The following is a 17,887-nucleotide window of genomic DNA, read 5'->3' as shown; positions in this document are numbered from 1 at the left end:
TCAGCCTAAGCGTCAGCAACAGCAGCACTCTCGAGAAGGCGAAGGCGCAGGCGGTTCAGGGCCTCCCCCACACTGAGCCGCCTGATCCAGTCACGACCTTGGCTGGCACCAAAACGCTCGCCGCGACTTTCGGCACCATCAGGACCGACCACAGCCAAATGCACCAGGCCCACCGGCTTGGTCTCGCTACCGCCACCTGGACCGGCGATCCCAGTAATCGCCACTCCCCAGTCGGCACCGGTGCAGCGACGGACCCCTTCCGCCATCGCAATCGCCACTGGATCACTGACGGCCCCATGGCGGTCGAGCAGCTCTTGAGGAACCGAGAGCAGGTCTCGCTTGACGGGATTGGCGTAGGCAATCACGCCTCCAAGCAACACCTCCGATGCGCCCGGAACAGACGTCAGGGAAGCGCCAAGGCCGCCCCCAGTACAGGATTCCGCCACCGCCAGGGTCTGCCCACGCTCCCGAAGCGACGCAATCACCACAGAGGCCAGGGTGTCGTCATCGGCTCCAAAGCAGAGTCGCCCAGTGCGACGGCACAACTCCTGCTCCACGGGGTCCAACAAGCGAAACGCCTCGTCTTCGGTCTGGGCCCTTGCGGTGAGACGCAGCATCACCTCACCGCCACCGGCATAGGGGGCCACGGTGGGATTGCGACCAGACAGCAAGTCCTCGATCTGCTCGGCAAGGCTGGATTCGCCGATGCCCCAGAAATGCAACTGGCGACTCGCAATCACCCCCTGGGCCAGATCAGAATCGCGCAGCAACGGGGCTGCCGTTGCACTCCACATCGCCCGCATCTCGCTCGGGACACCAGGAAAGGTGAGGATCGTGAATCCTTCCTGGGGTGACCAGATCATCCCTGGCGCCGTACCGGTGGCATTGGGAAGCACCTGGGCCCCTCGAGGCAGTTGTGCCTGACGACGCAGGCTCGGGCCAGGCTCGCGGCCGCGACTGCGGCACTTCGCGACGATGTCGGCCCAGACCTCGGGCCGCTCCTCCAGGGGAGTCTCGAAAGCTGTGGCCAATGCCTCGGTCGTGAGGTCATCCGGCGTAGGGCCAAGGCCGCCCGTGGTGATCAACACCCTGGAGCGCTCTGCAGCCTCTTGAGCAAAGCGGATCAAACGGGAGCGATTGTCTCCAAGCACCGACTGCCTGTAGTGAGGCAAACCGAGTGCCGCCAGCTGTTCGCCCAGCCAGCGGGCATTGCCATTGAGGATGTTGCCGAGCAGCAACTCCGTGCCAACACAAAGAAGCTCAACGCCACCTTCCCGTTGATCGTCCCGTTCAGCCACGCTGCGCAGGGGTGTTCCCATGAGAACAGTTCGGTGACACACAGGTCTGACGCTCACCGTCGTCGGGTCCACAACCTGAGGAGCGGCGCAGCTCGGCTCGCTCTTCTTGTTGGCGACGACGCAGCACCACAACGGTTCCCACCAAAATGGCTGTAGCCAAGCCCAGCCAGAGGAAGCGCAGCTCCACATTGGCAACCACCATGGCCAAGGCAGCAAGCCACTGGGTGAACACGTAGATCAACAGAACCGTCCGTCGATGGCTGAAACCGGCCCTGAGTAAGCGGTGATGAAGGTGGCGTCGATCGGGGTAGAAAGGCGAGCGGCCCTCCCGGAGACGCCCCATGATCACGGCGCTCATATCGGCCAGAGGGAGGGACAGGATGAGCAGGGGAAGCAGCAAGCTGACGGTCGTGATGCCTTTGGCCGGCCCCACAATGCTGATCGCCGCAAGGGTGAAGCCGAGGAAATAAGACCCTCCATCCCCCATGAAAATGCGGGCGGGATTGAAGTTGTGGCGAAGAAAGCCGAGGCAGGAGCCAGCCAGAGCAGCCGCTAAGAAACCAGCGGCCACCTGATGGAGCGAGAAGCTGACGGACACCAGGCCAACGGCGGCAATACCCGCCACCCCAGCGGCCAGGCCGTCGAGGCCATCAAGCCAATTGATCGCGTTGGTGATGCCCACAAGCCAGATCACCGTGGCCGCGAGGCTGAGCAGATCGGGCAGTACAAGAGGCGTGCCGCCATCGATCAGCCAGGGGAAATCGATGGCACCGATCCTCACCCCCTGGGACCAGACGACGACGGCGACAGCCACCTGCCCCGCGAGCCTGGGCCAGGGGGAAAGAGCAAAGAGGTCATCGGCCAGGCCGATCACAAAAAAGCAAAGGGAACCCGCCAGGGTGGTCCAGATCAGTTGATCTCGGTCAGGAGCGAGCAGACCAAAGCCCCCCAGCCCCCAGGTCACCGCGAGAGCGAGGGCGAAACCCATCACCATGGCCACCCCACCGAGACGAACCATCGGCGTGGAGTGCTGCTTGCGCGGATCGGGCTGATCGGTGAGGCCGAAATGCAGTCCTAAAGCCCGCACCCGAGGAACGATGATCGTGGTGATCCCCGCAGCCATTACGAAGCTCGCCACGGCGACTGCGAGGGGGCTGCTCGCGAGGGTCACAGGAAGCTCCGCGGAGGGAATCACCCCGAAAAGGGATCGAATAGAAAAATCCTAGGCAGGTCCATGCCCAGGCTCCAAGACCATTTGGGACAGTCAGGCAAGCGCCGGTGCAACAGCGACTCCGCCATAGAGCGGGAAACGCAAGCAGAGGTCACGGACCCGCTCCAAACATCGGGCCTGAATGGCGTCGTCCTCGGGATTCAGCAGACGATCAGCGATCACATCAGCCACTTCTCGGAAGGCCTCAGCATCAAAGCCCCTGGTGGTGAGAGCGGCAGTGCCCAGGCGTAGACCACTGGTCACGAAGGGGGACTCCGGATCAAAGGGCACGGTGTTCTTGTTCGCGGTGATGTGCACATCGCTCACCAGCAGGTCGGCCACCTTGCCGGTCATGCCGATGCTGCGCAGGTCGAGCAGCACCACGTGATTGTCAGTGCCACCGCTCACCACATCAATTCCCCGCTCCTGAATCCGGGCAGCGAGGGCTTGTGCATTGGCAACCACCTGCTGGCTATAGGCCTTGAAAGCGGGCTGAAGTGCTTCCCCAAAGGCCACGGCCTTAGCGGCGATCACATGCTCGAGCGGGCCACCCTGGGTGCCGGGGAAGACCGCCTTATCGAACTGACGGGCGAACTCGGCATCACGGCAGAGGATCAGACCTCCACGGGGACCGCGAAGGGTCTTGTGGGTGGTCGTGGTGACCACATCGCAATGGGGAACAGGGCTGGGGTGCACACCTGCTGCCACGAGGCCGGCAATGTGAGCCATATCGGCAAGCAGGAAGGCCCCCACTTCATCGGCGATCGCCCGGAAAGCAGGGAAATCAATCGTGCGGGGATAAGCGGAGTAACCGCAAACGATCAACTTGGGCCGATGCTCGAGCGCAAGCTTCCGGATCGCCTCCATGTCGAGACGCTGAGTCTCCCGGTCAACGCCGTACTGAACGACCTTGAACCACTTGCCACTGACATTCACCGGTGACCCATGGGTGAGATGGCCGCCATGGCTGAGGTCCATGCCCATGATCGTGTCGCCGGGCTGGAGCAGGGCCAGGAACACGGCGAAATTGGCCTGAGCGCCGCTGTGGGGCTGCACATTCGCCCAGGCGGCACCAAAGAGCTGCTTCGCCCGCTCGATCGCCAGCTCCTCAATCGCATCCACATGCTCACAGCCGCCGTAGTAGCGCTTGTGCGGCAGGCCTTCGGCGTACTTATTGGTGAGCACCGACCCTTGAGCCTCCATCACGGCCCGGGAGGCGAAGTTCTCGGAAGCGATCAGCTCGAGGTGGGTCTCCTGACGGTCCTGCTCCCGTGCGATCAGTGCTGCGATAGCGGGATCGGTCTCCCCTAGAGCGACATTGATCTTGGAAGGGGCTCGTTCAGACATCGACACAATCCGACTGTTGTCGAATCGTAGGAAATAGGACCCCTGCGAGCAGCCAAAAAAAAACTGCCCGAAGGCAGTTGGAGAAGCGCGCCTGGAGAGATTCGAACTCCCGACCCTCTGATCCGTAGTCAGATGCTCTAATCCGCTGAGCTACAAGCGCTTGCGCCCAACCATCTGACCCTATCGAGGCACCCTTCGTCAACTGGGGCACATCGACTGGGAGCACATCGACTGGAAGCAACAGCCCGGGCGCCAGAATCAACGCATCGTCACGGGAAGCTCCATGCCTATCCGCTGGTACGGCCCTGCTGATCCCACGGACCCGACCTACAGGCATTTCAATCGGATTGTGAACCTGTGCCTGCACGCCATGGTTTTCGCGGCCGTCAACAGCGGCCTTTGGTTCGTTCAGCAGATGCGCCACCCCTGGGAGCACCTCAACCTGTTCAGCGAGTTCTGGCTGGCGATCCTGGTGGTGCAACTCGGTGTGCTGATCAAGATGCGACCAGCCTCTGAAGACCAGCCCTCTGCCCCTCCAGGACCATGAGCCTTGACGCCGCATCCCTGCGGGATCTCAGTAACAACCTGAGCGACCGTCTCTATTTGCAGATCGCCAACTGGCATCTGTATCTCGGCGATGCCGGACTCGCCGAGGCCCTGGCCATTGAATGCAGCGCTCGCATGGACCAGGGCGCTGCTGTAGCGGCCCGTCAGGCCCTTGAAGCCGTGCAGGTGCCCATAGGCGGCGGCAGCACCAGGCTCCCCCTCGCCAGGCTTATGCCCTCCGCACAACTCCGCGATCTCGAGGAGATCCTGGAGGAGTACTGCCGATAAGGTTGCAGCCATCCCGGGAGGTCCCGTGCTGATCATTGAGGTCACCAACGCACGTGAAGTGGTGCGCCAACGGATTGGCCGGCTGGGCGAGCGGCTGATCGGCAAAGTGGTCGACGCTGAGGCCCAGGTGGAGAAAGCGTTGATCCAAGAACTGGATACCGCGTTCCGCGAATTCGGGATCGAAGCAAGAATCCTCTCCGTCCAAGGACCGCAGGTGGTGGGCCGTCAGCAACTGGAGCTTCCGATCCAGGTGCGGGAGGAGCGGGAGGTTCGGCTCAGCGACGATTGAACCGACGCATCAGTCCATGCGTGATCTCACGCACTTCCGGGACACCACTGGCCTGACCGATCAGGGCGTACACCACCAATCCGATCGCACCGGATAGGGCCACCTGCAGGATTCGACCCATGCCATCAGGAGCCCAGTCGAGGCCTGAACTCAGCGCCCAAGCAGACAAACCGGCCAACACCGCCGCCAGCAGCAACCGCAGTCCATCCCGACCCCAGGCGTCCAACGGCAGGCCGCCGAGACGCTGCTGAAGGGCCAGAACCAAAGCGGCGCAGGTGATCAGGTTGATCGCCACAGTGGCTAAGACCAGGCCCGGCGCCCCGAAATTGAAAGGCAGCTGAGGCCCCCAGGGGGTCGGGCCGCCAACGAGCAACCAGTCGAACACCACATTCAGGCCAATGCCCGCCAGGGAGAGGCGGAAGGGTGTCGTGCCGTCACCAAGGGCATAGAAGACTCGCACCAGCACGTCTCGCCCCAGATAAGCGGGCATCCCCACCCCGTAGGCCATCAAAAGTCCTGTGACCAAAAGGACGGCCTGCTGGTCAAAAGCACCACGGGCGTACACCAGAGCGACGATCGGCTGTCCGAGGGCGACGAACAAAGCGCCCAACGGCAGCATCGCAGCGGTGGAAAGCATCAGACCCTGCCGGATCCTCGCCACCAGGGCCTCGCGATCCTCCGGAGCGGTCAGACGCGAGAAGGTGGGCAGCAGCGGCACCAGCAGGGCATTGGAGATCAGGCCCAGAGGTGTCTGCACCAGCAGGTTGGCGTAGCCGAGACCAGCAGCCGCGCCGAGGATGCCAGAGGCAAAGAACAGATCGGTGAAGACATTGATCTGGAGCATGCCCGAGGAGAGGGTGGCCGGCCCCATCACCTGCCACACCTCACGAACCCCGGGATGCCGCCAATCCCAGACCAAACGCATCCGAGCCAATCCCTGGCGGGCCAGGGCCGGCAACTGCAGAAGCCACTGCAACAAGGCACCCACCAGAGTGGCAAAGGCCAGCACCACCCCCCCGCGGATCGCGAAGGCGGGGCTCGCGATCGAGGCACCGAGCTGCCCCCACAACAGCCCAACGCCAAGGATGAGGGCCAGAGAAGACATCAACGGCGAAATGGCCGGGATCCAAAACTCATCGGCGGCATTCAGTGAGCCGAACCCCAGGCCGATCAAACCAGCAAGCAGCGCCATCGGCGCCATCACCTGAAGCTGAAGCACGGCATTCTGGTGCAGCTCGGGACTCAGGCCAGGTCCCACAAGGGTGATCAAGGGATCGGCGGCCAACACCAGCACGATGGTGACCGCTAACAGCACGGCGCTCACCATCGTGTTGAGGGTGGCGAGGATCTGAGCCCCCTCCTGCCGCGGCCGACGGCTGAGCACGCTCACCATGGCGCTATGAAAGGGGCCATTGATGCCACCCAGAAGAATCAGCAGAAAGCCCGGGAGCACATAGGCGTAGTTGTAGGCGTCGTAGGCAGCCCCTACCCCGAAGGCAGCGGCAATCACCAACTGCCGCACCAGCCCTCCCAACTTGCTGAGCAAGGTGCCGTAGGTCACCACCAGGGCGATGCGCTTCAGGGATCTCGCCATCAACAGCCCGGCCGGCACGTCTGAACTTCGCGGCATTCTCGACCCCACGGCGCTGTCAGGCCCACTCCAGGGGCCACCATGGCCACCATCTCCGTCCCTGGTGCTGCGCAGCTATGCCCGGCCAACCGCTTCTTGAATTCGAGCCCCTGCAGGAGGGCGTGCTGCTGAAGCGCTACAAGCGTTTTCTCGCTGACGTGCGTCTTGATGACGGCAGCGAGGTGACCGCCCACTGCGCCAACACCGGACCGATGACAGGAGTGCTGCATCCCGGCGGACGCGTGCGACTGCGCTACGCCCCCTCACCGACCCGCAAACTCGCCTGGACCTGGGAGCAAGCGGAAGTAGCAGGGGCTGATGGCAGCCCCTGCTGGGTGGGCATCAACACGGCCCTTCCCAATCGCCTGGTCCGCGCGGCGATTGAAGCGGGACACCTGGACACACAACTCGGGGCCATCGGCTCGATTCGGCCAGAAGTCGCCTACGGAGCCAACAAACGCAGTCGCATTGATCTGCTGCTTCAACCTGACGAGACAGCCAAGGATCAGCGCCCCATTTATCTCGAAGTCAAGAACACCACCTGGAGCGAGGGGTCTCTAGCTCTCTTTCCCGACACGGTGACGGAGCGAGGGCAGAAACACCTAAAGGAGCTGAGCGCCCTACCGCCGGAAGCACGGGCCGTGCTGGTGCCCTGCCTGAGCCGACCGGATGTCACGGCGTTCGCGCCGGGAGACAGTGCTGATCCCCGCTACGGCGAGCTCTTCCGAGAGGCCCTGAGTGCTGGCGTGGAGGTCTTTCCCTGCGCGTTTCAGTTCGAACGGAACGGGGTCTTCTGGGATGGCCTCAGGCCGGTTCAAAGCCACCAATCGGCAATTCCGTAGCAATCGTCACCAGGGAAAGGTTCATAAGCGAGCACTTTGGGGCTTGGAAGCCGGACCCAGCGTCCAGCCCTTTCTGCAGCCCTGCTCTCCTTTCATGACAACTGCTCTGCACTCGCCTGCAAGGCGGGGCAAGACACGCCTCCAAGACGCCAGTCTCTTGGAAGGCCCCATGCTCCTCCTCCGCAGCATCCGCGGCTTTAAGTCGAACCGCTCTTTGATGTGGCTGGCCTGTGTGCCGGTCGCGCTGTTCGGCCTCGGTCTCTTCAATCTCTCGGCCCACGCCGCTGAGATGCCCGAGCTGAATGCCGCCTTCCTGGCCAACAACCTCTGGTTGCTGGTGGCCACCATCCTGGTGATCTTCATGAACGCCGGCTTCGCCATGGTCGAAGCCGGTATGTGTCGTCAGAAGAATGCGGTCAACATCCTGGCCAAGAACCTGTTTGTGTTCGCGCTTGCGGTGACCGCCTACTGGTTCATTGGTTATTCACTGATGTACGGCGACCCCGTCGCCGCGGGCTGGCTGTATTTCAGCGGCCTCTTCTTTGACCCCACGGTCACCCCTGAGCTGATCGCAGAAGGCGGTCTGGTCCCCTCGGTTGATTTCCTCTTCCAGGCTGCCTTCGCCGGCACCGCCGCAACGATCGTGTCTGGTCTTGTGGCCGAACGCGTCAAGTTCGGTGAGTTCGTGGTGTTCTCCCTGATCCTGACCGCTGTGATCTACCCGATCTCCGGTTCTTGGCAGTGGAACGGCGGTTGGCTGAGCGAGCTTGGTTTCATCGATTTCGCTGGTTCCTCGATCGTCCACTCCGTGGGCGCCTGGGCAGGTCTTGTCGGCGCCATGCTGCTCGGACCCCGCATCGGCAAATTCATCGACGGCAAGCCCCAGGCCATTCCTGGTCACAACATGGCCATTGCCACCCTGGGCGCTCTGGTGCTCTGGATCGGCTGGTACGGATTCAACCCTGGCTCCGAGTTGGCCATGGACCAGTACGTCCCCTACGTTGCTGTCACCACCACCCTGGCCGCTGCCGGTGGTGCCATCGCTGCCACGGTTGTGTCGACCCTGACCTCCGGCAAGCCGGATCTGACGATGATCATCAACGGCATCCTCGCCGGCCTGGTGAGCATCACCGCTGGCTGCGGAAACATGACCCTGGTGGGCTCCTGGGTGGCCGGTGCCGTGGGTGGTGTGATCGTGGTGTTCGCTGTGGCTGCCATTGATGCCGCAGGAATCGATGACCCCGTTGGTGCCTTCTCTGTGCACGGTGTGTGCGGCATCTGGGGCACCCTGGTGATCGGCCTCTGGGGCGTGGATGGCATGGATCCCGGTGCTGCCGGCATCGGCCTCTTCAACGGCGGTGGCATCTCCCAGCTGGGTATTCAGGCCCTGGGCTGTGCTGCCTACGCCATCTGGACCCTTGTGACCTGCTGGATCGCCTGGTCTGTAATTGGTTCCCTGTTCGGTGGCATCCGCGTCACTGAAAAGGAAGAGATCGAAGGTCTCGACATCGGTGAGCACGGGATGGAGGCCTATCCCGATTTCGCTTCAGCCGGCAACTAAAACCCCTTGGCTCAGCCTCCTGAGCGTTCCGACCCGACCCCTCAGGGGGTCGGGTTTTGTTTTGGACCCATAGAGTCATCCCACCGCCGACGTCGCGCCATGGATACCCACGCCTTCAAGCGCTCTCTGCATCACTCCGATCGCTACAACCGTCGGGGCTTCGGTCGCGCCGAGGAGGTGGCCGGCAGCCTGGAGCAGGCTTACCAAAGTGGCCTAATCGGCTCGATCCGCGACAACGATTACCGCCTCAACCACGGCCGACTGACGGTGCGACTGGCCGAAGCCTTCGGATTCTGTTGGGGCGTGGAGCGGGCTGTGGCCATGGCCTACGAAACCCGTCGGCACTATCCAAGTGAACGGCTGTGGATCACGAACGAGATCATTCACAACCCCTCGGTCAATGACCACCTGCGCGACATGAATGTGCAGTTCATCCCGGTGGATGAAGGGGTGAAGGACTTTTCCGAAGTGGCCTCAGGAGACGTGGTGATCCTGCCGGCCTTCGGTGCGACGGTGCAGGAGATGCAGCTGCTCAATGAACGGGGCTGCCACATCGTGGACACCACCTGTCCGTGGGTCTCCAAGGTGTGGACGACCGTGGAGAAGCACAAGAAACAGGCCTTCACATCCATCATTCACGGCAAGGTGAAGCACGAGGAAACCCTCGCCACCAGCTCCTTCGCCGGCACCTATCTGGTGGTCCTCGATCTCGAGGAAGCCCGCATGGTGGCCGATTACATCCTCGGTCAGGGCGATCGGGACGCCTTTATGGATCGCTTCGCCAAGGCCTGTTCACCAGGCTTTGACCCCGATCGAGACCTGGAGCGCCTGGGGGTCGCCAACCAAACCACGATGCTCAAGAGCGAAACCGAAGAGATCGGTCGGCTCTTCGAACGCACGATGCTCAGCAAATACGGACCGGCCCACCTCAACGAGCACTTTCTCGCCTTCAACACCATCTGTGATGCCACCCAGGAGCGGCAGGACGCCATGTTCTCCCTGGTGGATGAACCCCTTGATCTGATGGTGGTGATCGGGGGCTACAACTCCTCCAACACCACCCACCTTCAGGAGATCGCCATCAGCCGCGGGATTCGCTCGTTCCATATCGATACGCCCGAGCGCATCGATGCCGACAACAGCATCGAGCACAAACCCCTGGGCCAGGACTTGGTGCGCGAAGAAAACTTTCTGCCGGACGGCCCCGTGAAGGTGGGAATCACCTCCGGCGCCTCGACCCCTGATCGCGTCGTGGAGCATGTGATTCAGCGTCTGATCGCTCTGAGCGAACGCTGAGGCCCGGCCCCTTTACATTGGTTGATCTAACGGGGACCGTCCCCGGCGAGGGACATTCATCCGTGCTGCTTTTGGCGAGACCTCCAGCCGAAACCCTGCGCCATAGCGACGATCGCCAGGTCCGCTGCTATCGGAGCACGTTCTCCGATCGCATGGAGATGTTGGCGCCACGCGACCCGGTGGCGGTCTACCTCGACCGACATGAAGGCTGGTTCCGACGTTGTGCCGCCCCAATGGAGGTCGCGGCGATCGACAGCCAGGCCTATGCCCTGCGCCTCGGTCGCTTCGGCAATTTCGGCTTCGAGGTGGAACCGACCATCGGCCTGAGGTTGCTGCCGCAGCAGGAGGGCACCTACGCGATCGTCACCGTGCCCCTGGCCGATGCGGATCCAGCACTTCAGGAGCTCTACGACGTTGACTTCCAGGCGACCCTCAATCTGGAACCGCAGACCAGCGAAAACGGCAGCAACGAAGCCACCAGCGTCAGCTGGTCACTGGATCTCTCCGTTTGGATCCGGCTGCCCAAGGTGATTACGGTGCTGCCTGAGGGACTGGTGCAGTCGAGTGGCGATCACCTGCTGCGCCAGATCGTGCGTCAGATCTCACGCAAGCTGACCTGGAAAGTGCAGGAAGATTTCCATGCCAGCCATGGGCTTGTCTGCCCACCGAGAAAGCGGGCAGCGTTCTGATTGCCTAGGCGGCTTAGCTCCAGCCGCCTGATCCGGCTCAGCGGTTGGTCCAGATTTTGTTGACGATCTCCATACCGCTCACGGCCTGCCAGAGGAACAGAGTGAGCATGCCCATATTCAGGCCCACATGGGCTTTGCGGGCCAAGAGATTCCCCTGCTGCATCAGCGGTGAAAGCGCCGCAGCGGCTGCGATCATCCCGGTCATGGCCAAACCGACGATCAGGTGTGGGCTGACGAACAGCTTGCCGTTGTTCAGATAGGTCACGGCCATGCCTCCAAGGGTGCCGAACACCATCACCACCAGCAGCAGGCTTCCCCAGAGGTAGTGACGCTGAGCGAACTTGCCGGGGATCAGGGCTTTGCGCTCTTCCGGGGTGCCAGTGCGCACTTTTTTGGCCTTGATGCCCAGGAACAGTGCATAAGCACCGGCGGCCAATAACACCCACATCATCAGCGGATGCAGAAAGTTGAGGGCAAAAGGAAGGGCTGCGAGGGTCATCGCGCTGAAGAGGGAAGGGGGCGTGGGGCGAGGTTAGGGGTTCAGGGCCTCAATGCAGGAAGTGGCGCCGCCCGGTGAGCAGCATCGCCAGGCCCAGTTCATCGCAGGCCTTGATGGACTCAGCGTCGCGAAGGCTGCCGCCGGGATGAATCACTGCGGTGATGCCATGGCTGGCCGCAAGACGCACCGTGTCGTCGAAAGGGAAGAAGCCGTCACTGGCAAGCACAGCCCCCCGGGCCTGCTCTCCGGCAGCTTCGAGCGCCAAGCGAGCGGAACCGACGCGGTTCATCTGTCCGGCGCCAACCCCCAGGCTCTGTCCGTCCCTGGCGACAACAATCGCGTTCGAACGCACATGGCGCACCAACTGCCATGCGAAACGCAGATCCGCCTGTTCCTGGGCTGTCGGCGGACGCTGCGTCGCGACGGTCCATCCGGCTGGATCGATCGGTTGATCATCCAGATCCTGCACCAGGACACCGCCGAGGATGCTGCGCACGTGATCGCGGCCGGCCGCATCGATCGCCGCAGGGGCAAGCTCGAGCAGACGGAGGTTCCCTTTGCCGGCAAGGATTTCCCGCGCCTCAGGGCTGAATCCCGGTGCCACCACACACTCCAGAAACAGGCTGGTCAGTTCACGGGCCGCCGCGGCATCCACGGAACCGTTCAAGGCCACGATCCCTCCGAAGGCGCTGACACGGTCAGCATCAAGCGCACGGGTGAGCGCCCCGGCCACCCCCTCGGCAACGGCCACGCCGCAGGGGTTGGTGTGCTTGACCACGACGGCCGCCGGCTGCTCCGCAGGGTGGGCCCCCTCTGTGCCGTATCCGAATTCGCGCACCGTGGCAAGGGCCGCCTCCAGGTCGAGCAAATTGTTGGTGCTGAGCTCTTTGCCCTGCAGTTGCAGCGCTCCTCCCCAGCCACGACGGGGTGCGCTGTACCAGGCCGCCTGCTGATGGGGGTTCTCGCCATAACGCAAGGTCTGACGCAAGGGCACTGCTTCGAGCCACGGCAGCGCGGCTCCGCCCTCTTCGCTGTCCTGTTGCCCTGCATCACTGTCGGCCGGGTTCATCCGGCCCTTCATCCAATTGCTGATGGCGGTGTCGTAAGCGGCTGTATGCGCAAACGCCTCAAGAGCAAGACGACGGCGCAGGCCAGCATCAATCCCACCGGGGCGATCGAGGGCAGCGACCACCCGGTCGTACTGCTCGGGGCTGGTGAGCACAGCCACATGCGCATGGTTCTTGGCTGCCGAGCGCACCATGGTGGGTCCGCCGATGTCGATGTTCTCGATGGCGGTGTCCCAGCTGACATCAGGATCAGCCACCGTTTCCCTGAAGGGATAGAGATTGACCACGACCACATCGATCGGTGCAATCTGCTGAGCCGCGAGATCGGCCTCATGGGCGGGATCCCCACGACGGGCCAGGATCCCCCCATGGATCCGGGGATGCAGGGTCTTGACCCGACCACCGAGAATTTCCGGAGCGCCTGTGTGATCAGCGACGCGGGTCACGGGCAAGCCCGCTTGCTCGAGCGCCGTAGCCGTGCCGCCACTCGAGAGAAGCTGAAAGCCATGGCGACGGTGCAAGGCCTCCGCCAAGGGCACCAGCCCCCGCTTGTCGGACACGCTCAGCAGGGCTGTGGGAGCCATGGCAGCAGAAGGATTCCATGGGCCAACCTACGCAGCAGCGACTCCGCCTCTGTTCATGCCTGCAGCGAACCCCAGCGACCGACTTCTGCTCAGCCCCCCAGGGGCGCAGCAGCGGCTGGTGCTGCTGCATGGATGGGGTGCAGATGCCGATGACCTGTTGCCTCTCGGCCAGGCGTTGACAGCGGATCTCCCCCAGCCGGTGGAACTGATCGCCCTGCGCGCGCCGGAGCCCCATCCCCAGGGATCGGGCCGCCAGTGGTATGGACTCTTCCCCTCCGACTGGCAAGCCGTTCCCTCCGCCCAGGCAGCGCTCTGCCAACGACTGAAGGAGCTGGAGAGCGGAGGGATTCCGCTGGCGCAAACCGTGTTACTGGGCTTCTCCCAAGGTGCGGCCATGGCCGTGCTCAGTGGCTGTGATCTGCCTCTGGCGGGGGTGATTTCCTGCAGCGGTTACCCCCATCCAGGCTGGGCAGCGCCGGCGAATCGGCCATCGGTGCTGCTGCTCCATGGAAAAAACGATGAGATCGTGCCGTTTCAGGCCAGCCTTCAACTCCAGAGCCTTCTCAACGCAAACACCAACGCAGCGAAAGCTGACCTCGTCGCCAGCGAATCCGGACACACCATCGACGCCGCAGCTCTGCCAGCCATCACAAAAGCCCTCAGGGCCTGGTGGTCATGACCAGACTCTGAGGGCTTGCTCGCCATGGTGGTGGTTTGAGGCCTGGGAACGGCTTCAGACGAAGGCGTATTCGTACTCCTCCATCTCTTCCCAGTCATCAGCCACGAGCTCGAGGCCTTCAAACAGGGTGTCCTCGCCGATGTTGTCGACGATGGAGCGCAGAGAAGGGAAAAGGAAGTGGTTCTCTTCGGCGTACTGAGCGCTGAACAGACCCTTTTCTCCCCAGAAGAAATGATCCGTGGTGTGTTCGTTGCGGCGAACCTTCAGCAGTGCAGGAGGGGTAATGCCGTTTTCGGCAATGAAGCGACGACCGGCGGTGACGGGCTTGTGCTCACCGGTTTCGAGGTTGTAGGTCGGCACGTGGGCGAGAACACGCTGACCGGCGAGACGGCGGCGACTGATCCGCTTGCGCTTTTTGGACATGGCGAGAGACTCCCACTGGGGAGCATGAAGGTGGAAAGCGTCGGAGCAGCCCGCCAGAGCGGACGAACACCAGCGCAAAAACAGACGCAAAGCGTCGAGACGTCAGCAATCCGAAAGGTGCGCCAGCTGTGGCGAGCCACACTGACGCCGGCTCACGGCATCAACATCACCGGCCGAAACCGATGCACAACAGGGGACGCATCAACCTCTGCTGTAGCCTTGGTAGCGACTAAAGCGCAACCGCAGCGGAGTTGACGCCGAAGCCTCGCCTCTCGGAGGGGGCGTGCTATCGGTCGATCATCAGATCTTAAGACTTTTTCCCTGATTGACAACCCCCCGGGACGGGGTAAGCGCCATCCGTCTGTGTTCGACGGCACATCTGAGTTCCATGCTCCTCAGCGAACGCTTTCTTGCCCTAGCCCAGCAACAGCTGGATTGCTTTGAGGGAGAGGAGGGTATCGCCAGGCTCGTGCTGTATGTCGCCCGTGGCCAGGACGGGACGGAGCCAGGCCTTGAGATGGTGCATCAATGGCCAGACAGCGCCACACCGCTTCCGCCCGTCGAAACGGATCCAGCCCTGCGGGCACCGGCGGCCGAACGCCGCTGGTACCCCCTCCGTGAAGGCAACCTGCTGCTCGGGGCTCTGCGGGCTGAATGCAGCAGTGCCGCAACCTGGACCCGCGGGCTCGATCGCCGCCTGGAGGCCTGTGCGGGCGCCCTCGCCTACAACCTCAGCCTCGACCTGGAACGCAGCCGCTTGAGCCACCAACTTCAGCTGCAGCGAGAGCAGCTTGATCTCGTCGTGCATCAGCTCCGCAATCCTCTGGCCGCCCTACGGACCTATGCCCAACTGCTCCTGCGCCGACTCGAGCCCGAGAGCCAGCACCGCCCCCTCGTGGAGAACCTGCTCGATGAGCAAGGACGACTGGACCGTTACATCACTGCCATCGACGGAATCGGCCGGGAGAGCCGCTTGCTGGAAGCCCAGGGATCCAGCGCCCTGCTGCTGCCACCGATGCTCCCCAGCCGCCAAAAGCAGAGCCTGCGCTCCTTGCTGGCACCGTTAGCGGATCGCGCCGCAGCGACGGCGACACTCCAGGGACGCTCCTGGTCGAGTCCGCAACCCTGGCCTGACTGGAGCGATGTGGAGCGTCCAGGAGAAGACGGCGTGGTCGCCGAGATCATCGCCAACCTGCTGGAAAACGCGTTCCGCTACAGCCCCTCCGGTGCCCCCCTGGGCCTGCATCTGAGCAATCAGGGCGACCAACGCGGCATCTGTATTTGGGACGGAGGACCAGCCATCCATTCCTCAGAGCGAGAGCAAATCTTCGAGCAGGGCGTCCGCGGCGAACGCAGCCGCGAGCGATCAGGAAGCGGGCTAGGGCTGGCCCTCGCCCGGCAGCTAGCCGAAGACCGAGGCGGAGAGCTGCGCCTGCTCTGCAACCCACAGACACTGAGCCCGGAGCTACCGGTGGAAGGCAATGCCTTCCTGCTCACCCTCCCAGCAGAAGCGCCAACAACACCAGCGTGAGTGTTTCAGTCCAGACCACGGAGGCACCGTAGGTATCTCCGGTGTGCCCCCCCAGACGGCGCCCCAGCCAAGTGGCCACTCCCCAGGCCGCTAGTAGTCCGCAGGGAACACTGATCAGCAGCCCTCGCCACTGCGGCCACGGCAGCAACACCACGAGCCCAAGCCCAACAACCGCTGCGGCGGGAATCAGCTCTTGGCCTGATCGGGCATGGGTTCGGTGAAAGGACGCCGTTCCCTCCTCGCGCAGATAAGGGAAGCCCAACATCGCCCAGAGCGGAGAACAGCGCCCCCAGAACGCAACGACGGGGAGCACCAGCGGCACTAGAGACGGTTGATGCTGGGCCAGCGTCAACAGCGCTGCCACCAGCAGTGCGAGCACCAGCAACAACGCCAGCACGCCGCTGGCCCCGACGCGGCTGTCATCCATCGCCTCCAGGCATCGGTCTCGACCAGCCGCCAGGCCATCCCCGGTGTCCATCACACCATCGAGATGGAGACCTCCGGTCAACCAGGCACCGAAACTGATCACTGCCAGCACCAGCGGTAGTGGCGACCAGCCCAATGCCTCCAACAGCAGCCAAAGCAGGGTCTGCAAGCTGCCGATCACCAAGCCGATCCAGGGAGCGAAGCGAGCGATCCGTTCAAAGCGGGGCTGAAGGCGGGGCCAACCCGGCAACACGGTGTAGAAGACCCAGGCGCCAGCGAAGTCGCGGATCCAGAGCGGAGCCATGGCAGCCAGAGGAGAGAGGTGAGGGGCGGGGGCAGGGGTTCACCGTAAGGTCAGGGATGGCGCCTGAGGGGCCTGTGTTCAGCTTTCAGATCGAAGCCCACTGCACCCACACGCGTGCACGCTGCGGCTGCTTCCAAACCCCCCACGGCCCGGTGAACACCCCACGGTTCATGCCCGTGGGCACCCTTGGCACCGTGAAAGGGGTGAGCACCACCCAGCTCGCGGACACAGGCGCTCAGATGGTGCTGTCCAACACCTATCACCTGCATCTGCAGCCCGGCGAAGGGATCGTGGCGGATGCCGGCGGCCTCCACCGTTTCATGGGCTGGGACGGCCCGATGCTGACCGATTCCGGTGGTTTCCAGGTGTTCAGCCTGGGTGAGCTGAACCGCATCGACGATCACGGCGTTGATTTCCGTAACCCCCGCGATGGCAGCAAGATTCTCCTGACCCCGGAACGGTCGATGGAGATCCAGATGGCCCTCGGGGCTGATGTGGCGATGGCCTTCGATCAATGCCCCCCCTATCCGGCCAGCGAAAGCGACGTGGAGGAAGCCTGCCGCCGCACCCACGCCTGGCTCGAGCGCTGTGCCTCAGCCCACAATCGGCCTGACCAGGCCCTCTTCGGCATTGTGCAGGGGGGCTGCTTCCCGCATCTTCGCGAGCAGAGTGCCCGCACAGTCGCTGGCTTCGACCTGCCCGGTATCGCCATCGGTGGCGTGAGTGTGGGCGAACCGGTGGAGGAGATGCACCGGATCGTCAGAGAGGTCACGCCCTTACTTCCCGATGACCGTCCTCGGTATCTGATGGGCATCGGCACCCTCCGGGAGATGGCGGTGGCCGTGGCCAATGGCATCGACCTCTTCGACTGTGTGCTCCCGACCCGGCTCGGACGCCATGGCACCGCCCTGGTCGATGGCGAGCGCTGGAATCTGCGCAATGCCCGCTTCCGCCACGACCACAGCCCGCTGGATGCCAGCTGCCCCTGCACCGCCTGCACACGCCACAGCCGCGCCTACCTCCATCACCTAATCCGCAGCGATGAACTGCTCGGACTGACCCTGCTCAGCCTCCACAACCTGACCCACCTGATCCGCTTCACGACTGCAATGGGGCAAGCAATCCGGGACGGTTGTTTTGCAGAGGATTTCGCTCCCTGGCTCCCAGAGTCTCCCGCCCATCACACGTGGTAGCGTCCGCTCATCGCCCATGACATCGCCGGGATGGCCGCCACCACACTCGATCTGCTGGCCCAACTGCCCGAGGCCTATCAGGCCTTCGGACCGCTGGTCGACATCCTGCCGATCATTCCCCTGTTCTTCCTGCTGCTTGCCTTCGTTTGGCAGGCCTCCGTCGGCTTCCGCTGAATCCTGAAGCC

19 protein-coding genes and 1 tRNA gene are annotated in these 17,887 nt (G+C 63.3%); 11 read left to right on the top strand and 9 right to left on the bottom strand.

The window, feature by feature from the left end:
• Nucleotides 1–5 precede the first annotated feature (5 nt).
• The 4 genes from CWE17_RS07575 to CWE17_RS07560 form a co-directional block, all read right to left on the bottom strand.
• Nucleotides 6–1,319, bottom strand: coding sequence for a competence/damage-inducible protein A (locus CWE17_RS07575; protein WP_131455856.1), 1,314 nt, complete (start codon nucleotides 1,317–1,319; stop codon nucleotides 6–8).
• Nucleotides 1,291–2,469, bottom strand: coding sequence for an undecaprenyl/decaprenyl-phosphate alpha-N-acetylglucosaminyl 1-phosphate transferase (locus tag CWE17_RS07570; RefSeq protein ID WP_240789320.1), 1,179 nt, complete (start codon nucleotides 2,467–2,469; stop codon nucleotides 1,291–1,293). Before CWE17_RS07570 ends, CWE17_RS07575 begins: the two co-directional genes overlap by 29 nt.
• A 93-nt stretch (nucleotides 2,470–2,562) precedes the next feature.
• The gene (gene glyA, locus CWE17_RS07565) at nucleotides 2,563–3,855 is read right to left on the bottom strand and encodes a serine hydroxymethyltransferase (protein ID WP_131455854.1); all 1,293 of its coding nucleotides are present in this window, start codon (nucleotides 3,853–3,855) and stop codon (nucleotides 2,563–2,565) included.
• 86 nt (nucleotides 3,856–3,941) lie between these two features.
• Nucleotides 3,942–4,015: transfer RNA gene (locus CWE17_RS07560), tRNA-Arg, on the bottom strand.
• A gap of 123 nt (nucleotides 4,016–4,138) precedes the next feature.
• Between CWE17_RS07560 and CWE17_RS07555 the strand changes: the two genes are divergently transcribed.
• The 3 genes from CWE17_RS07555 to CWE17_RS07545 are packed head-to-tail and all read left to right on the top strand — an operon-like array spanning nucleotide 4,139 to nucleotide 4,978.
• The gene (locus CWE17_RS07555) at nucleotides 4,139–4,402 is read left to right on the top strand and encodes a hypothetical protein (RefSeq protein WP_131455852.1); all 264 of its coding nucleotides are present in this window, start codon (nucleotides 4,139–4,141) and stop codon (nucleotides 4,400–4,402) included.
• The gene (locus tag CWE17_RS07550) at nucleotides 4,399–4,689 is read left to right on the top strand and encodes a DUF3181 family protein (RefSeq protein WP_131455850.1); all 291 of its coding nucleotides are present in this window, start codon (nucleotides 4,399–4,401) and stop codon (nucleotides 4,687–4,689) included. The genes CWE17_RS07555 and CWE17_RS07550 overlap by 4 nt, the downstream gene beginning before the upstream one ends.
• A 25-nt stretch (nucleotides 4,690–4,714) precedes the next feature.
• A complete protein-coding gene (locus CWE17_RS07545; protein ID WP_131455848.1) occupies nucleotides 4,715–4,978 on the top strand; it encodes a cytochrome-c oxidase in 264 nt (87 codons plus the stop codon).
• Here CWE17_RS07545 and murJ read toward each other — a convergent pair.
• Nucleotides 4,965–6,572 carry a murein biosynthesis integral membrane protein MurJ gene (gene murJ, locus CWE17_RS07540; RefSeq protein ID WP_131455846.1) on the bottom strand — a complete coding sequence of 536 codons (1,608 nt, stop codon included), beginning with the start codon at nucleotides 6,570–6,572 and terminating at the stop codon, nucleotides 4,965–4,967. The genes CWE17_RS07545 and murJ overlap by 14 nt on opposite strands.
• Before the next feature lie 113 nt (nucleotides 6,573–6,685).
• Here murJ and sfsA point away from each other — a divergent pair, with 113 nt between their 5' ends.
• The 4 genes from sfsA to CWE17_RS07520 all read left to right on the top strand — a co-directional run bounded on the left by sfsA (nucleotide 6,686) and on the right by CWE17_RS07520 (nucleotide 10,996).
• Nucleotides 6,686–7,450 (top strand): DNA/RNA nuclease SfsA, encoded by a 765-nt coding sequence (sfsA, locus tag CWE17_RS07535; RefSeq protein ID WP_131455844.1) that lies wholly within the window; start codon nucleotides 6,686–6,688, stop codon nucleotides 7,448–7,450.
• A 94-nt stretch (nucleotides 7,451–7,544) separates the two neighbouring features.
• Nucleotides 7,545–9,011 carry an ammonium transporter gene (locus tag CWE17_RS07530; RefSeq protein ID WP_131455842.1) on the top strand — a complete coding sequence of 489 codons (1,467 nt, stop codon included), beginning with the start codon at nucleotides 7,545–7,547 and terminating at the stop codon, nucleotides 9,009–9,011.
• A 99-nt stretch (nucleotides 9,012–9,110) separates the two neighbouring features.
• On the top strand, nucleotides 9,111–10,307 hold the full coding sequence (locus CWE17_RS07525; protein WP_131455840.1) for a 4-hydroxy-3-methylbut-2-enyl diphosphate reductase: 1,197 nt from the start codon (nucleotides 9,111–9,113) through the stop codon (nucleotides 10,305–10,307).
• 62 nt (nucleotides 10,308–10,369) lie between these two features.
• Nucleotides 10,370–10,996 (top strand): DUF1997 domain-containing protein, encoded by a 627-nt coding sequence (locus CWE17_RS07520; protein ID WP_131455838.1) that lies wholly within the window; start codon nucleotides 10,370–10,372, stop codon nucleotides 10,994–10,996.
• A 37-nt stretch (nucleotides 10,997–11,033) separates the two neighbouring features.
• On the opposite strand, the gene CWE17_RS07515 is transcribed toward CWE17_RS07520, so the two are convergent.
• Nucleotides 11,034–11,495, bottom strand: coding sequence for a DUF4079 domain-containing protein (locus CWE17_RS07515; protein ID WP_131455836.1), 462 nt, complete (start codon nucleotides 11,493–11,495; stop codon nucleotides 11,034–11,036).
• 49 nt (nucleotides 11,496–11,544) lie between these two features.
• Nucleotides 11,545–13,146, bottom strand: a complete 1,602-nt coding sequence (purH, locus tag CWE17_RS07510; protein ID WP_131455834.1) for a bifunctional phosphoribosylaminoimidazolecarboxamide formyltransferase/IMP cyclohydrolase — start codon at nucleotides 13,144–13,146, stop codon at nucleotides 11,545–11,547.
• Between purH and CWE17_RS07505 the strand changes: the two genes are divergently transcribed.
• Nucleotides 13,145–13,825 carry an alpha/beta hydrolase gene (locus tag CWE17_RS07505; protein ID WP_370318287.1) on the top strand — a complete coding sequence of 227 codons (681 nt, stop codon included), beginning with the start codon at nucleotides 13,145–13,147 and terminating at the stop codon, nucleotides 13,823–13,825. The two genes, purH and CWE17_RS07505, sit on opposite strands and share 2 nt — an antisense overlap.
• Nucleotides 13,826–13,879: 54 nt before the next feature.
• Here CWE17_RS07505 and CWE17_RS07500 read toward each other — a convergent pair whose 3' ends face one another.
• Entirely contained in the window at nucleotides 13,880–14,248 is a 369-nt protein-coding gene (locus CWE17_RS07500; RefSeq protein WP_131455830.1) for a DUF3155 domain-containing protein, read from the bottom strand.
• A 388-nt stretch (nucleotides 14,249–14,636) separates the two neighbouring features.
• On the opposite strand from CWE17_RS07500, the gene CWE17_RS07495 reads away from it, so the two are divergent.
• Complete coding sequence (locus CWE17_RS07495) at nucleotides 14,637–15,779, top strand: sensor histidine kinase KdpD (protein ID WP_131455828.1); 1,143 nt, start codon at nucleotides 14,637–14,639, stop codon at nucleotides 15,777–15,779.
• Here CWE17_RS07495 and cobS read toward each other — a convergent pair.
• Nucleotides 15,742–16,509 (bottom strand): adenosylcobinamide-GDP ribazoletransferase, encoded by a 768-nt coding sequence (gene cobS / locus CWE17_RS07490; protein ID WP_131455826.1) that lies wholly within the window; start codon nucleotides 16,507–16,509, stop codon nucleotides 15,742–15,744. The genes CWE17_RS07495 and cobS overlap by 38 nt on opposite strands.
• Nucleotides 16,510–16,583: 74 nt before the next feature.
• Between cobS and tgt the strand changes: the two genes are divergently transcribed.
• Nucleotides 16,584–17,702: a tRNA guanosine(34) transglycosylase Tgt gene (tgt, locus tag CWE17_RS07485; RefSeq protein ID WP_131455824.1), complete on the top strand. Its 1,119-nt coding sequence runs from the start codon at nucleotides 16,584–16,586 to the stop codon at nucleotides 17,700–17,702.
• Between the two features lie 30 nt (nucleotides 17,703–17,732).
• Complete coding sequence (locus CWE17_RS07480; RefSeq protein ID WP_007100770.1) at nucleotides 17,733–17,876, top strand: photosystem II reaction center protein K; 144 nt, start codon at nucleotides 17,733–17,735, stop codon at nucleotides 17,874–17,876.
• Nucleotides 17,877–17,887 lie beyond the last annotated feature (11 nt).

Source organism: Synechococcus sp. BS56D (assembly GCF_004332405.1).
In the GTDB taxonomy this organism is placed as follows: Bacteria; Cyanobacteriota; Cyanobacteriia; order PCC-6307; family Cyanobiaceae; genus Synechococcus_C.
The sequence above is the reverse complement of the archived record's forward strand: the minus strand, read 5'-3'. Positions and strand labels throughout refer to the sequence as shown.